Consider the following 15,726-nt stretch of genomic DNA (forward strand, 5'->3'; position numbering starts at 1 on the left):
GCGTTGGCAACGATATTAAACAGAGTTACTAATTAAACAACTAGACCGCATGAATACTATAATTTACTCCTTGTATTCTTTTAAAAAACAATCTTTTAATGATCATAGCTTGAATTTGAACGGGCGAATGTGTCGCTGAAGTAGCTTTCCGATGAATTTCAAAAGACAACAAGTTCTTTTGAAAAGCAGATGACAATCATAGGTGATCAATTGGCGTTGGCACTTATTCAGTACACTATTTAAACGCTCATTCATGAAAAAAATCAAGCATGCAAAACATATTTTGTTTTGTATCCTGCTCACTATGGCTTTTATTCCGGTCAAGCTAGTTGCCCAGATAGCCGGTGAGCCTATTATTAATGCAACCCTGCAAGGAAAAATTGTTGATGCTATCTCCGGTGAACCGCTGGAAGGTGTCACTGTACAGCTGGAGGCTGTAACGCATAGCGTAAAAACAGATGAAAAGGGAAACTTTCATTTTGTGACCGGTCAGAAGCTCCCTTTTACGCTGATGCTATCGTATGTTGGCTATGAGCGTATGAAATTGGTCGTCAATTCTTCTCCGGCCTTGATCAAGTTGCAACGTTCGTCGGACAACCTAGACGAAGTGGTTGTAGTGGGGTACACCACGGTCGGCAAGAAGAATCTGATCGGCTCAGTGGAAAAAGTGGACTTAAAGGAGGTGAGTACAATCCCTACGGGCAGTTTCGATGCGCAATTGCAAGGCAAGGTGGCCGGAGTTCAGGTCAGTAGCAGTACCGGTGTGCCGGGCGAGGCTTTAAATATCCGCCTACGTGGAGCAACTTCCATCAATGCCAACAACAACCCGCTTTATGTAATTGATGGGGTGTTTGTTAACTCCGAGAGTCTTCAGACCTTAAACACGGGCGGAAAAGCAACGTCCCCAATCGCTGATCTAAACCCCTCAGATATAGCCTATGTGGAGGTGCTCAAAGATGCGGAAGCGACCGCATTATACGGCTCAAGAGGAGCCAATGGTGTCATTCTGATCACGACCAAACGTGGTAAAAATGGACAGTCTACCAAGATAGACGTCAATTTGTATGCTGGCAGGGCAAAAGCAGCAAAGCTTTGGGAACTGACAACCGGCCCCGAACATGCGGAGCTGGTCAACGAATACAACCGTAATATCGGCAAGCCTGAACCTTTTATCTCAACGGCTCAAGGTGGGCGTGGACTTCCTGCAGAACAGCAGACTTACGATCGACTTTCCGAGGCATTTCGCACTGCAGGGGTATATAATGCCGACCTCTCGTTATATGGCGGTAGTGACAAAACGACTTACTATCTGGGCGCCGGATATAATAAGCAGGAATCCATCCTGCGTCCGATCGCTTTTGACCGCGCAAGTTTTCGGTTTAATTTGGATCAAAAGATCAACGAGCAGCTCAAAGTAGGGTCGAGCAACGCAATTTCACGAACAGGACGCAATCAGGGAAGGGCCGGAGATGGACCACAGGGCGGGATCTTGCAGGCGGCCTTGCATACGCCAACCTACCTTTCGCCCTACAATGAACAAGGGGAGCTGGTCGGGAGGGCGGGCTTTGATAATTTGACCCTGCTATTGGATAATTACGATGTAGGCTCCATTAGTCTACGGTATATCGGTAATGTATACGGGGAATATCAGATCTCTCCAAACCTGAAATTTCGATCGACCTTCAGTGTGGATTACAACCACTATGATGAGCATGAGTATTGGAATAAATTTTTGATTGCGGGCAGCCCCAGTGGTTCAGCAACATCGGCGATCAGCCAGGCCACGACCTGGATCAATGAGCAGACATTGACTTATCGCAAGCGCCTCGGTACGCAGCATTCCTTTGGCCTGCTCCTGGGAAATACCTTACAAAGCAGCACATTTTCGCTCACTTCGGCTACGGGCAAAGGCTTTGCCTCTAATGATTTTAAAATTATCGGATCTGCGGCCAATACCACAAGCTTCCAGGATTGGGACAAATATAACTTGGCTTCTTTCTTCGGACGTATTGATTATGGTTTTGCCGATAAGTACCTAATCGATTTTTCGCTTCGGGCAGATGGTTCCTCAAAATTCAATAAGGGCTACCAATGGGGCTACTTTCCCGCTGTGGGCCTGGCCTGGCGGCTGAATAAGGAACACTTTCTCAAAGATATTTCTTTTATCAATGACCTCAAGATCCGAAGTAGTTATGGAATTACGGGCAATCAGAGCGGGATCAATTCCTTTGCCTCCCGGCAGCTATGGTCTGGCGTGAATGGCGCTTACCGTGGTGTAGCTGGAATGTTTCCTGAACAATTGGCCGACGAGAAACTGACCTGGGAGCAAACTTCGCAGTTTAATCTGGGTATTGATGCATCTCTTTTCAATAACCGTGTGTCTTTCGCTTTTAATTACTACGATAAACAGACCAAGGACGGACTGTTGACAGCGGTGCTGCCGGGGACTACGGGCTATGACAATTACTTAAACAATGCGGCCGAGATAAGTAATAGGGGGATTGAATTCAACCTGAATTCGACCAACATACAACAGAACAACTTTACCTGGACCACGGCCTTTAATATTGCCAGAAATGTCAACAAAATTGAACATTTAAGCAAGTCTATGAACTTTGGCAGCCGCGACCTGATTTTATTTAAAGAAGGAAGTCCAATGTATTCTTTTTGGGTCTATAAACAGCTTTATGTGGATTCCCAGACTGGCGACGCTGTCTATGAAGATGTCAATGGGGATGGCAAAATTACGACAGATGATCGCCAGCTCTTAGGGAGTATATGGCCTGATTTTTTTGGTGGAATTACCAATAATTTTACATATAAAAATTGGGACCTAAGCACTTTTCTGAGTTTTTCGGTCGGTAATAAGATCTATAACCACAACCGCTTTTTTGGTGAGGCCGGTGGTGCACGTGACGCCGCCCGCGTGATCTTTAAGTCGAATCTGGACCGCTGGCAGCAACCCGGTGATCTAACAGATGTACCGCGTACAGACGGTATAAACAACAACAATTATAAAGATGGGGGCGGACGATGGCTGGAAGATGGTTCGTACCTGCGGTTCCGGTCCCTAAGCCTGGGCTATAACCTTCCCGCGGCAGCGCTTGAAAAACTGTCGCTGACCAAACTACGGCTGTATGTCCAGGCGACAAATTTATTCACATGGACGAAATACACTGGCTTGGATCCTGAATCTGCTGCGAGCAGTTCGGCAAACGAACAGGGCATCGACCTGGGTACGCCGCCACAACCACGGAGTTTTCAATTGGGTGTTAATCTAACCTTGTAACTACAGCATGAAAAAATATTATCTCTTTCTATTGGCCGTTGTTTTCTTTTCGTCCTGTTCTTCCTTTTTGGATGTAGACCCGCGCACCTCCATAGCCGGCGATCAGGTGATCAACGATGAGACCTCTGCCAAAGCGGCATTGAACGGTGTATATGCCGCCTTGCGGAATTATTACAGTGTCAACTATCAATCCATCGCCTACCTCTCCGGAGACAATATCGAGTGGACGGGCTCGCAATCACAGATACAGGAATTTATCAATCATAAGGTCAATGCCGAAAATGCGACCCTGGCGGCTACATGGAACGGTATTTATAAGTCCATCGACCGGGCGAATAATGTGATCCGGGATTTGACAAACTATGACAAGCAGAATATCAGCGATGCGGTCAAGCAAAATATACTTGGTCAAGCCTATGCCATCCGTGCGCTGAATTATTTTGACCTGGTCCGGGTCTGGGGTGGTGTACCAATTGTCACGGCCCCGACTGCCAAGATCGGGGAGAATATGGGGATCGCACGGAGTAACTCGGATCAGGTATATGCGCGTGTAATTGAAGATTTGAACACAGCGGAAGGCTTGCTGAGTAATACCACCGACCGTACGGCTTTTACCAAAAAAACAATCCTGGCCCTCAAAGCGAGATATTACCTCTATCGCCAGGATTGGCAACAGGCCATTCAATATGCGAATGTGCTTGCTGCGGATCAGGATTACGAACTCCTGAATCCTTATTATAGTTTCTTTAAAAACGACCTTACCGAAACCAAGGAGTCTATATTTGAACTTTTTTACAGTGCCAATGAACCGAATCCGCACCGCACACAATGGCAGCCACAAACCAACGGCGGCACAAGGCAATGGGCGCCCAACGCGGCATTGATCAAACTGTTGACGAGCTCCGAGACTGGGGGCGCACGTAGTGAGCTCATTGCAAAGGATAATCAGGGGAGGTGGTATGGCAATCTCTACTATCGCGATCCGGCCAAAGATCCTACTTATATCATTCGCATTGCTGAAATTCTTTTCATTCGGGCCGAGGCTAGTGCGCAGCTGGGCAACTATACGCAGGCCCTGACGGACCTCAACCGAATCCGTACACGCGCGGCATTGACCGCGCGTCCTTCGTCGACAGCCAAAGAACAGATTTTACAATGGATAGCAGATGAACGCCGGCTGGAATTTGCTTTTGAAGCGCACCGCTGGTTTGATCTTGTCCGTACAGGTCGTGCCAAGCAGACTTTGGGAATTCAGGAGGATTTTCGCCTGCTGCTGCCCATTCCTTATAGCCAGTTGTTGGCCGACCCCGTATTGCAACAGAACCCAGGTTATTCACGCTAAAAAACAGATACCATGACTACCATACAAACGCTTCCGGGCATTCCCTTTTGGAAAAGATATTTACTGCGGCTGAGCATTGTTTTTATCCTTTTGCTCAGTGTGCCCTTACAAGTTGATTTTTATCAACAATTGCTAGGCATCAGCTGGCAATATCTACTGAGCGACCTTTTTAACCTAGTTATTTTCTTGCCTCATTTTTTTGGGGACATATCGGGCTTTGCGGATTGGTTTCTGCTGCTTGCCATAGCTGCGCTTGTGGCAGGACTATGGACTGTCAAAGGTCGTGTCGATCCCGGACGGGAAGCCTCACTGTACTATTTCCTACGCATATTCGTTCGCTTTCGCCTAGCTGCTATACTGTCTGTGGCAGGACTGACGAAACTATTTGCCATTTTTGCACCAGCACTTTCACTGAGCCATCTGAATACACCTTATGGTTATTTTGAAGATTGGAAACAGCTTTATCTCAGTCTGTCTGCAGCACCTGCATATGTCATTTTTTTGGGTGTTATCGAATTACTGGCCACTGTGCTGCTGCTCTTTCGGCGAACTTCCTTTTTGGCCGTTCTGATCATCATTCCATTTTATGGAAATGTGTTTCTCGCTGATCTGGCTTATGGCGGACGCCATTATCTTGCCTCGGCTTTCACGGTATTGTTGACGCTGCCCATCTTCTTTTACGATGCCAGACGGTTGGCTCAACTGGTGATCCAATTTGATTACACCTCTCCGCAACGCTGGCAATTCGATTGGTCGCAGGTACACCTGGGCTATTCCCGCTGGATTTTTAAACTACTTTTTGTGCTACTATTTATCGGTCTCGCAGGTTTCAAATCGTATGAGGTCAGTAAGACGGCATCGCTATATTACCCAGAGCAACCGGGCTTACCAGGTATCGCTGGTAAGTATCTGGTGGACGAATTTATTATCAATGGGGATACCATCCCATTTTCGCCAGCCAATAAACAGCGTTGGCGGGATGTCGTTTTTGAACAATGGAATACCTTAAGTGTACGGATGAATGATGCTATAAAGACAGCCGCGCCGGCTAAATTCCTGGCGGACCAACAGCGGGATTATGAGTATACACAGGTGGGGGGACGGTTATACTATCGATATACCACTGCTCCCAATCGGACTATCCTGCTGAAAAATCCGAATCCGGCCTATCCAAACGATAGCCTGCGGCTACAGCTGCTGCGGCCGGACAGTACGCATATCCAGCTGTATGGCACCAATTCAACAGGGGATACACTTTCCATAGCTCTTCAGAAAGTAAATAAGAAGTATCTGCTCTATGAAGTTGGCAAACGTGGCCGTGACCGGCTGGGCTTTAAATTATAATTGACGGTAGCTTAAATCGAAATATCATGCAAATAGCTGAAAAAATACAAACAGAAAGGGTAGGAGCAAAAGTTGCACCTACACCGAAATGGACGCTCCTTCAACGGATTGCCTTTCGCATAAGTTTTATCTTTTTTATCATTATTTCCATTCCGAATAGTCCTTTATGGTACAAGCATGTGTTTGCCATAAACTGGTTTAATCTGGATTACAGGGACCTCTATGATATCTGCCGTTTTGGCTCGGGTGTCAGCTGGTTTGGGCGTACGACCTTTGGCAGTCGTTTGGAAGGGTACAGCATCTGGGTAAATACGTTCTTTTTTGCGGTCCTTTTGGGTTTGCTATGGACGGGGCTGGCCAAACTGCTAAAAAAGGAGAAACGCAGTTATAACAGGTTATATTATTGGCTCAATGTCATTGTTAGATACCGTGCTGGCCTGGGCATCATCGGGTTTGGCTTTACCAAACTATTTCCGGTACAGATGCCTTACCCATCTTATGGCATCCTGGATACGGACTATGGCGATTTGACCGCCCAAAAGATTTTTTGGCTTTCCTTTGGGATAGTACCCTGGTATCAGGTATTTGCTGGCATACTGGAAGTAACAGCCGGTACCTTGTTGCTTTTTCGGCGTACGGTGGCTGTCGGTGCGACCTTGTTAGTCGGGGCTCTGGGCGCTATTGTCGTGGTCAACTTTGCCTACGACGGAGGTGTGCATGTGTATAGTTCTTATTTCGTACTGTTAAGTCTTTTTCTGCTGGTTCCTTATTTTGGTCCCTATTACCAGGTATTTATTCGCGAACAGCCAGCACGTATCGCCTTGTTTTTTCCAAGCTTCAAAGGAAGATTAAATGAAATTAGAATCGGGTTGAAAGGCATCATTATCTTTATTTTTTTGATCGTTTTCTTCTATCTGCAATATGTTGATTTTCGGTACGATCCCTACAAACAACCCTCCACAGCTGGTGTTCGGGAATTGCGTGGTAATTATGAGGTCACGGAATTTCGTCTAAATGGGGTCTTGCGGCCTTTTAATCCTTACGATAGCCTACGCTGGCAGTCCGCAACATTTGAAAAATGGTCAACGTTTACTTTTAAAGTGAATAAACCCTTAAAACTGGATCTATCCAATGGTGGCGGTGATCCAAAAAGAGATGTCAACCGAACATTTGAAATATCGGGTGTCGCCGGTGGACAGCGTGCCTTTCACTATTATGTGGATACGGTAAATCAGCATTTGTACCTGGAAGATAAGTATAAACTGATACCCGATCAGCGGAACGTCACTGCTGGCGAGGGGGGAGACGGTGGTGTGCGCAACTACCTCAAATCGGCAAAAGGACCTGAAGAAAAGCGCCCGGCGATTTCACTAGCCGATTGGATTCCTGCTAAGGTGAAAGCTTCCTTGGGAGATGAGGCCGATTATGTCGCCAAACCTGCGCGGACAGCGCGGCGCCTTCGCGAATTTGCAAAAGCGGATGAACTGGCAGCAAAAGAAATACGCGAAAGATTTGTGGTTGCCTATAAAATAATTGACGGTGGAAATCGGGTGATTTTAACTGGTATTGATGAACATAGAGATTCTATTTATGTCATACTAGACCGAGCCATCAGGGATTATAAAATTTCTCCCGGTAAGTTTGAAGCTGGCAATTATGATCGGTAAGAAGATGAGAATACTTGTCTGCTGTATGCTATTGATCGGCAGCGGCAAAACCTGTACATCCGCTGTCGAGCATAGTCGAAGGGTCAATCCTCGGCCTTATGAAGACGATGGCTCCTGGTCTGCTCAAAGGCTGATGCCGACAGGGACGTACCGTTGAATTACAGGTGATTATCTTGCTATGTTGTAGTGAGCTTTACCCAGCTAATGCTCCGCATGCGTTATCCTTTATATACTTTTATCGCAGATCCGCTTGTATTAAATCGTTTAATGGCAGGAGCTGTATCGCATAGCGAATTTAATAGAGCGTTTAGGTGTCTTAGATTGCAATCCGTATTTCTATGTAAGGCTCTTTGTAAAATCTATCATATAATTAGAATAAAGTCTACTAATATTATAGATTTTATTTTATGTTTACTATATTTGTTTATCAACCTAGGAGACAAGCTTATAAAATAGGGGCAATAAATAATTTTATGGCCTTCCTAAAGCAGCATCTTCCGTGAGTAATCAACAGCATTTTTAATTTAATTTGTTATTTATGAACCACAGATTTTATTCGAACCTTTCCCAACAAAGCGTATATCAACGCTTTTGTAAATCCTATTGCTCCGACATGAATATGCGAATGTGTAGCTGAGGTTAAAAGAAAGTAATCTTTCTTTGGAATGCAGCTTTACTGACAAGTAATCAATTGGCGTTGGCACTTGTAATTATTCACTGTTAAAATTTTACCTATGAAAAATAGCGTATGGAAGTACGCCGTGACAATTTTTTTGTCACATGGTTTGCTATTGCCTGTATTTTCGCAGCAATCGGAGCCGCTCATTAACGCAACGTTGAAAGGCGTAGTATTGGATTCAATCACGAATCAGCCGATTGAAGGCGTGACGATTAAGCTCGAAGGTGTTACACACCAAGTAAAAACCGATGCGTCGGGAAGATTTCAATTTGTCACGGGGCAACGGCTTCCCTTGACCTTTTCCACTTCAATTTTGGGCTATAAAGGCCGTAAGATTACGGCTCGCGAAGCCCAGATCCAACTGCTGCTGCAGCCGGCAGTATCGGATCTGGACGAAGTGGTCGTCGTCGGTTACGGTACCCAAAAAAGAAAGGACTTAACGGGGTCGGTCGCCAAGATCGATGCCGCCGAAGTCAACAAAATTCCAGTCGCGAGTTTCGACGCACAGTTGCAGGGTAAGCTCCCTGGCGTACAGGTCTCGACAAATTCGGGCGTACCCGGAGAAAGTATCTTTTTGCGGGTTCGGGGAACGACTTCCATCAACTCCAGCAGCGATCCACTGTACATTATTGATGGCGTATTCTTAAATAATACCTCACTCCAGAATATCGGTCTCGGCGGAAGGACCAGTTCACCACTGACAGATATCAATCCGGCGGATATCGAATCCATTGAAGTGCTCAAAGATGCTTCGGCAACGGCAATCTATGGCTCCCGCGGTGCCAATGGGGTGATTATCATTACTACAAAAAAAGGAAGCTATGGCAGCCGTACCAAAATTGACCTCAATCTGCAAGCTGGCTGGGCAGAAGCGAATAAATCTTTACTACCTGAACTTGCAAATGGACCTGAAACAGCAACCTTAGCCAATGAGTGGTGGATAAATTCCGGATTGGACAATCCAACCTTAAAACAAACCTTTGCTAACAGGCCTTACCGTCCGGTTTCGGAAGGGGGTAAAGGTAATCCCGAAGAGCAGTCGACCTATGACCGCCTGGGCTTTCTGCTGCGACATGGTAAGCTGCAGGATTATAATATTGGTATTCAGGGGGGCGGTGACAAATCCAGGTTTTACATTGGTGCTGGGTACACCGGACAGGAAGCCTTTATTAAAGTAATCGATTTCTCCCGGACCAATCTAAAGTTTAATTTCGATCATCAGATCAACAGCCGCGTCAAGATCGGCCTCACGAATAATTTTTCAAGAACTTACCGTAATCAGGCACGTACAGGCGACGGACCACAGGTAAGCCTCTTCAATTCGGCGGTTTCCTCAGCAACGAATGTTCCGATCTTCAATACGGATGGATCGCTCAATGGAACGGACAATACCTACACCTTGGTTGACAATTATGATGTCAATACCACAAGTCTCCGCTATGTCGGAAGTGCTTTTGCGGAAATTGAAATTCTGAAAGGACTGAAATTCAAATCGAGTTTCAGCGCCGATTACAATGTATACGATGAATCGCAATATTGGAACAGCAAGACCAGTATTGGGATAGCAAACAATAATCAGGCGACTTCAGGTATTTCCCGAAATGGTACCTGGATCAATGAACAGACTTTGTCCTATCAGCATACGTTTGGAAAACACAGCCTGACTGGTATTTTGGGGAATACGCTGCAGAGCAATGTGCTTGATTACAACTATCTAGAAGGAAATGGTTTTGCCAATGACTCCTTCAAACAGATTTCTTCGGCAGCGAATATTATCGGTTCTGATAACTGGAGCAAGTATACCATTTCTTCTTATTTTGGTAGGGTAGGCTATAGTTATGCGGAGCGCTATTTTGCGGAGGCAACCCTGCGGGCAGATGGCTCTTCCAAATTTGGAGCAAATAATCGCTGGGGCTATTTCCCTGCTTTCTCGGCGGGCTGGCGCCTGAGCCAAGAGGCTTTCCTGGCTGATCAAACTTGGCTGAGCGACCTGAAAATAAGGGCTTCCTACGGATTGACAGGCAATCAGGCGGGTATCAGCAATTTTGCAGCCCGGGGCCTATGGACGGGCAATGAAAAATATGCGGATAGTTTCGGTAAAGTTTCGCCAGCTACGGGGCCTTTCCAGCTGGGCAACGATGACCTGCGCTGGGAGAAAACAGCGCAGGCGGATCTGGGACTGGATCTGGCCCTATTCAAAAACCGCCTGTCCATCACTGTCGATCTCTACCATAAATATACTTCTGACCTGCTGCTCGAACGCCCCATCGTCGGGATCTCCGGATTCTCCAAATATTGGGCAAATGTCGGTGAAATCAGCAACAAAGGATACGAACTCCTGATCAATTCACTCAATGTGAAAACAAAGGATTTCGCCTGGAATACAAGTTTAAACCTGTCAGGGAATAAAAATAAAGTGGAAAAACTGCCGACACAGATCACTCAGTATACCCGTGATTGGGTCATCCTCAAAGAAGGCTATTCGCTCAATTCCTTTTGGCTTTACGAGCAGCTATCTGTTGACCCTCAAACGGGTAATGCTGTTTTCGAGGGACAGCTGGCCGATGGCTCTTTGCCAACTTCGGCGCGGAAGGTATTTCGCAACGCTTACCCTAAGTTTTATGGCGGTATAAGCAACACGTTCACCTATAAAAACTTTGATTTGGGCGTTGATTTTAGTTTTCAATATGGGAATTATGCCCTTAACCTCAACCGTTATTTCCGGGAGCGTAACCCAAGTAGCGGTGGTGTGTATAAAAATGTGCTGAACCGTTGGCAACAACCCGGTGATATCACCGATGTACCTCGCTTGACATCAGTGGGGTTGAACTATACCATCGATGCAAATAGCCGTTACCTCGAAGATGCTTCCTATCTAAAGCTGAGACAGCTGTCTTTTGGCTATAAATTGCCCAAGGAACTGGTGGAGAAGGCAAGGCTGACAGCTGCGCGGGTGTATTTTGTGGGCACCAACCTCTTTTTGTGGAGTAAATACACCGGCGACCCGGAATCGAATGTGACCAGCAATCCCAATGCACAGGGGATAGGTTCTTTTGGAACACCACCTCAACCACGCACCTTTCAGCTCGGCCTAAATGTCACCTTATAAAGCATTAATCTTAATCTATTAAGCTCATGAAAAAAATTATATATCTCCTTTTTCCGGTACTCGTGTTTCAGCTGACAGGCTGCAGCTCTTTTCTGGAGGTGGAGCCCAAGAGTTCTGTATCGGATGAAGTAACCATTGTAGATGAAAGTTCGGCCACAACTGCTGTTCGTGGTATCTATTCGGCACTGCGATCAAACGATTATTATGGCTACAGCTTTCAGCTTTTGGGCTTCTTTTCGGCTGATAACATCGAGTATCGCGGCAGTCAGACAGTTCATCAGACTTTGACCAACCATACGGTTAAATCTGATCTGGCCGTGCTTGCCACCGTATGGAATCAAGTCTACGCGACGATCAACCGCACCAACCATGTCATCGCGAAGGTCCCGAATCTGGCATTGACAAACACGTTTACCGAAGCGTTGCGGAATCAGCTGGTCGGGGAGGCCTATTTTGTTCGGGCATTGGCCTATTTTGACCTGGCAAGGACCTGGGGCGGTGTACAGATCGTCCTGCAGCCGACCACCTCGGCCAGTAGTCTGCCACAGGTCAAAAGAAGCTCCCTCGCGGAAACCTATGCACAAGTGCTGCAGGATCTACAGAAAGCGGAACAGCTGCTGCCCAATGAAACCAATCGCATCCGGGCGACCAAGAAAACGGCACGCGCACTGCTGGCCCGATGTTATCTCTATCAAAAAAATTGGTCCGAAGCGATCAAATATGCTTCGTATATCATCGACGACAATACGAACTATAGTTTGGTGACGCCTTATCGCTCGTTTTACGCAAATAATACCTCCAATACCAAAGAATCGGTATTCGAACTGGTGTATGATATCAACAATACCAGTGGTCAGGCAAGCCAGTGGCTGGCCGGAAGCAATGGTGGAACGGCCTGGATAAGACCGGCACAAGCGATCTATGATCTGCTGGTGGATCCCAATATTGGAGGGGATAGGGCGGCCCTCGTATCCAAAACGTCGTCTTCGACAGACCCGAATATCCTAATTGGCAATCTGTATTACCGGACAGACCGTACCGATCCTGCGTTTTTGATTCGCACGGCCGAACTCTATCTGATCCGCGCCGAAGCCCTGGCCCAGCGTAATGGAACGGGGGATCTGAACGCAGCCTTGGCTGATTTAAATGCCATACGTTCGCGGGCCAATATCAAACCGCTGGCTGGCCTCGGCGCCGCGGCACTGCTACAGGCCATCGAAGATGAAAATAGGGTAGAGTTTGCCTTAGAAAACCACCGTTGGTATGATCTGCTGCGAACAGGTCGGGCACAGCAGGTACTCCATATTTCCTCTGTGAATAGGCTGCTGCTTCCGATTCCTTATGCGCAGGTATCCATAGATCCAGATTTGCAACAAAACCCGGGTTTGGATTGATCAGTTGGTTCACCTGTTTTTTTTCCATTAAATCGTATTGAAATGACCACATTAACAGACACTCATTTTTTTCAGCGTTATCGCTCGAATATCTTATATATCAGCCTGATCTTCTTTATCTTGCTCAGCATTCCTTATGACCCTAATCTTTTTAAGGGTACATCATTCGGAGAGTTGTTTTCACCGGAGAACTGGTTTGCACTGGCTACTTATCGTACGTCTTTTATCCCCGAAAGCTCCTTGGTCGGGACCGATGTGCGTGGCTACTACAATTGGGCGATTGCCCTCGGGCTAGCATTGTTGGTCTTTTTGGTCTTTGGGCGACAATTGAAGCAAGGTCTCCAAGCTGATGATGATGCCTTATTCTATTGGCTCCGTGTCCTGTTGCGCTACCGCCTGGCACTGGCAATGACTTTCATCGGTCTTGTGAAAATAATTCCGATACAATTGCCTGAACCGACCATCAGTGAATTACATACGGAATACGGCGATTTTCTGCTCTGGAAACTCTATTACCTGACCAATGGCATTGCGACCGCAGGTTATCTGCCGGTGATCGGAGCCCTGGAAATTGTGGGCGGGCTCTTTTTACTCAACCGCCGCACAGCAGTCATTGGCGCAGGGTTGCTACTGGCGGTATTGCTCAATGTGGTGATCGTCAACTATGTGTATGAGATCGGAGAGCAAGTATACAGCTCTTTCCTACTGCTATTGGCGATCGTTATTTTCGCTTATGACTGGCCCCGTTTTTACCGTCTGCTGATCCAAAAGACAGCCACTATTCCCGACGGTTTTTGGCCGGTATACGGGCGCAGGATCGCCATCATCCGTCCTTATCTCCAGGTTTTGTTGTTGCTCCTGATCGCAGTATTTAGTGTGCAGGCTTACTTGAGCTGGAAGAATTCGGATTATCCATTCCCCGATGAAAAAGGTCTGGCAGGTGCTGCCGGTGTATACGACGTGAAAGATTTTGTATGGAAGGGGGATACACTGCCATATTCACTGACCGATAGGATCCGTTGGAAGGATGTGGTTTTCGAAAAGTGGAATACCATTAGCATTCGTGGAAACCAGCCTGTAAAAGTGGATAGCCTTAAACCTCGGATCGCCTTTAATAGGGAACGCAATTACGAGTATCTGGGCAATAGCGGCCGTGAATTCTTTGGCTATAGCCTGAAAAAAGGTGGCGAAAAACAGCCGACAGTCATTGAGCTCGTCGGAAAGATCAACCAAGACCATACTTTTTCATTTGTCGTAAACCGGCCTGACAAACGGACGCTGCTGCTCGAAGGAACAAATCAGTCCGGAGACACACTGCAGGTACGGCTTGAAAAAGTGAACAAAAAATATCTGCTGCATGAAGGCCGTAGAAAACCAATCCGTATTTATTAACCGATTCAAATTTAGATTAAGGTTATGGTAACTATTCAACATATTGAGGGAACCCTCACAACTAAAGAAGACAGGGACTGGAAGTACTGGGAAAAAGTAGGTTTTCGGTTTACATTTATTTTTTTTATTCTCATGGTCATTCCCTTGGATTGGGACTGGTATGAGAAGGTGTTTGTCCCTGATTCATTGTATGATTTTATGGCCTCTGTAGCTGGGGGATCTCGAACGGGCTGGATTGAAATTGATACCGAAAGTGGCAAGTGGGGCTTTGCATCCTACACCTCCTGGTGGCTCAATGGCCTGATCGCTGTACTCGGCGCTGCTATTTGGACCATATTGGCGCGAAATAGCAAAGTAAAGCAGTATGATGTGCTTTACTACTGGCTACGGGTATTGGTACGTTATCGTATTGCGTTGGGACTGATTGCATTTGGTTTTATCAAATTCTTTCCCATGCAGATGCCTTTTCCATCACTTGCCAATCTGAATACAGACTTTGGTGAATATGCACCTTTTAAACTGTACTGGCAGATTGTCGGTGTTTCCTATAAGTATGAGATCTTCTTAGGTGTTTTGGAGATCACCGCCGGAAGCCTGCTCTTCTTTCGGCCTACGGTGGTGATAGGGGCTATTATCAATGCCGGCGTACTGTTTAACATCGCCCATGCCAATTTGGCTTACGATGGTGCCGTGCATGTATACAGTTCATACTTTGTATTGCTTTCTTTGTTTTTGTTGCTGCAATATTTTCCCGCAATCTGGAAGCTCTTTATCCTGCGCGAGCCCGTCAGCAGCTACTATTATGTTCCCAGGTTTTTGCGGAAATGGAACAATCCGCTGTACCTGGGAATTAAGGCTACGATTGTCGTGCTGTTCATCTTTGTGTACGGTTATTTTAGGTACGAACGATTCTACGATGAAGGTCGCCTGAAGGAACCGGTGCTGCCCGGTTTGACACAGGCAGCAGGGCATTATGAGGTTTCGAGCTTTCTGTTAAACGGAAAAGTTATTCCTTATTCGCCCGAAGATTCGGTGCGCTGGCACGAAGCCTTTTTTGAGCGCTACTCGACACTGGTATATAAGGTCAACAAGGCTAATCCGATCGATCTGGGAAATGGTACCCCCGCACTGAACGATGTCCTCAAGACGTACGAGTTTACGGGCAGGGCGGGCGGTAAGAGTTATTTATATTATGAGATAGACTCCCTAGATCATAGTCTTTACCTCATCGATAAAAATCAAAAATTTAGTAAGGAACTACGCGAACTTTTGGATGAAAAATTGGATGTAGGCCTTAAAGCGCTGTATGGAAAAGCAAAGGGGGATAGTTTGCATATCCTGAAATGGGCTTATGAGCGGCCAAGCAGGGAACGGATCAAGCTCAAAGGCTTGGATACTGAAGGGAACAACGTTGAAATCACCCTTGACCGTATCAAAGAATCCTATCTCACCGGTAAGGAATGGTATATGAAAAATACACTCTTTACATATTAATTGATTTAAAGGAAGT

9 protein-coding genes are annotated in these 15,726 nt (G+C 46.4%); all 9 read left to right on the top strand.

Annotated features, from left to right (window positions below; genetic code table 11):
- Positions 1–253: 253 nt before the first annotated feature.
- The 9 genes from B4G94_RS00915 (at position 254) to B4G94_RS00955 (ending at position 15,710) form a co-directional block, all read left to right on the top strand.
- Entirely contained in the window at positions 254–3,289 is a 3,036-nt protein-coding gene (locus tag B4G94_RS00915) for a SusC/RagA family TonB-linked outer membrane protein (RefSeq protein ID WP_286856577.1), read from the top strand.
- Between the two features lie 7 nt (positions 3,290–3,296).
- On the top strand, positions 3,297–4,631 hold the full coding sequence (locus B4G94_RS00920) for a RagB/SusD family nutrient uptake outer membrane protein (protein WP_286856578.1): 1,335 nt from the start codon (positions 3,297–3,299) through the stop codon (positions 4,629–4,631).
- A 12-nt stretch (positions 4,632–4,643) separates the two neighbouring features.
- On the top strand, positions 4,644–5,975 hold the full coding sequence (locus tag B4G94_RS00925; protein ID WP_286856579.1) for a hypothetical protein: 1,332 nt from the start codon (positions 4,644–4,646) through the stop codon (positions 5,973–5,975).
- A 26-nt stretch (positions 5,976–6,001) separates the two neighbouring features.
- Positions 6,002–7,642: a hypothetical protein gene (locus B4G94_RS00930; RefSeq protein ID WP_286856580.1), complete on the top strand. Its 1,641-nt coding sequence runs from the start codon at positions 6,002–6,004 to the stop codon at positions 7,640–7,642.
- Between the two features lie 4 nt (positions 7,643–7,646).
- Complete coding sequence (locus tag B4G94_RS00935) at positions 7,647–7,799, top strand: hypothetical protein (protein ID WP_158655594.1); 153 nt, start codon at positions 7,647–7,649, stop codon at positions 7,797–7,799.
- 577 nt (positions 7,800–8,376) lie between these two features.
- The gene (locus B4G94_RS00940; RefSeq protein ID WP_104381414.1) at positions 8,377–11,430 is read left to right on the top strand and encodes a SusC/RagA family TonB-linked outer membrane protein; all 3,054 of its coding nucleotides are present in this window, start codon (positions 8,377–8,379) and stop codon (positions 11,428–11,430) included.
- A gap of 26 nt (positions 11,431–11,456) precedes the next feature.
- Positions 11,457–12,824 (top strand): RagB/SusD family nutrient uptake outer membrane protein, encoded by a 1,368-nt coding sequence (locus tag B4G94_RS00945; RefSeq protein ID WP_104381415.1) that lies wholly within the window; start codon positions 11,457–11,459, stop codon positions 12,822–12,824.
- Positions 12,825–12,866: 42 nt separating this feature from the next.
- Complete coding sequence (locus B4G94_RS00950) at positions 12,867–14,216, top strand: beta-carotene 15,15'-monooxygenase (RefSeq protein ID WP_286856582.1); 1,350 nt, start codon at positions 12,867–12,869, stop codon at positions 14,214–14,216.
- 24 nt (positions 14,217–14,240) lie between these two features.
- Entirely contained in the window at positions 14,241–15,710 is a 1,470-nt protein-coding gene (locus B4G94_RS00955) for a hypothetical protein (RefSeq protein WP_286856583.1), read from the top strand.
- The last annotated feature ends 16 nt before the right edge of the window (positions 15,711–15,726 follow it).

Origin of the sequence: Sphingobacterium sp. UBA7625, assembly GCF_002484085.1 — a bacterium.
GTDB classification, from domain to species: Bacteria; Bacteroidota; Bacteroidia; order Sphingobacteriales; family Sphingobacteriaceae; genus Sphingobacterium; species Sphingobacterium athyrii.

Coding starts and splice junctions, on each gene's coding strand:
- B4G94_RS00915 (WP_286856577.1), top strand. CDS start 254: ATGAAAAAAATCAAGCATGCAAAACATATTTTGTTTTGTATCCTGCTC.
- B4G94_RS00920 (WP_286856578.1), top strand. CDS start 3,297: ATGAAAAAATATTATCTCTTTCTATTGGCCGTTGTTTTCTTTTCGTCC.
- B4G94_RS00925 (WP_286856579.1), top strand. CDS start 4,644: ATGACTACCATACAAACGCTTCCGGGCATTCCCTTTTGGAAAAGATAT.
- B4G94_RS00930 (WP_286856580.1), top strand. CDS start 6,002: ATGCAAATAGCTGAAAAAATACAAACAGAAAGGGTAGGAGCAAAAGTT.
- B4G94_RS00935 (WP_158655594.1), top strand. CDS start 7,647: ATGAGAATACTTGTCTGCTGTATGCTATTGATCGGCAGCGGCAAAACC.
- B4G94_RS00940 (WP_104381414.1), top strand. CDS start 8,377: ATGAAAAATAGCGTATGGAAGTACGCCGTGACAATTTTTTTGTCACAT.
- B4G94_RS00945 (WP_104381415.1), top strand. CDS start 11,457: ATGAAAAAAATTATATATCTCCTTTTTCCGGTACTCGTGTTTCAGCTG.
- B4G94_RS00950 (WP_286856582.1), top strand. CDS start 12,867: ATGACCACATTAACAGACACTCATTTTTTTCAGCGTTATCGCTCGAAT.
- B4G94_RS00955 (WP_286856583.1), top strand. CDS start 14,241: ATGGTAACTATTCAACATATTGAGGGAACCCTCACAACTAAAGAAGAC.